Origin of the sequence: Sulfuriferula thiophila, assembly GCF_003864975.1 — a bacterium.
GTDB classification, from domain to species: domain Bacteria; phylum Pseudomonadota; class Gammaproteobacteria; order Burkholderiales; family Sulfuriferulaceae; genus Sulfuriferula; species Sulfuriferula thiophila.
Window position 1 is genome coordinate 1 of the sequence record NZ_BHGL01000039.1, and the last position, 435, is coordinate 435.

General features: G+C 48.3%; 1 protein-coding gene. It reads right to left on the reverse strand.

The features are described 5' to 3' along the window. Window positions 1–53: 53 nt before the first annotated feature. Window positions 54–435 (reverse strand): hypothetical protein (locus EJE49_RS11745; protein ID WP_223246938.1); only part of this gene is annotated, 382 nt, incomplete at its 5' end.

A 435-nucleotide genomic window follows, 5' to 3' on the forward strand; every position in this document is an offset into this window, starting at 1 on the left:
AACGTGAAGCTAAGGGGCTGCGCGCTTTTGCGCAGTCCCGCTTGAGCGTAGGGTTAGGCATAGTCGCTCCGTGCTACTTGAATACCTTCCTCAATGTCCTTGAAGAAGAGTTCTTGGTTTTGATCGACTACTGAATTTGGGCAAGCTAGCTCTATCAGAATATCAAGCATTGAAGAGAACTCCTTAATATCGCCTTCCATTGGAGGAATGGAATGTTTGTGCGCGATATAGCGCACCGCACGAACAATGATGTTGGGATCGCGACCTTGGCCGGTGAGGTATTCCTCGTGTTGGATGGCCACGTTAAAGTAAAGCTCAACATATGCTTTCGCAAGGACTTCATCAACTTGATTGTCCTTCCATCGAATTGAGCGGGCCACTTCAAAGCAAGCTGAGGTGAGAGCGTTGTTGTCGAGTTCCATGATATGCCTAACG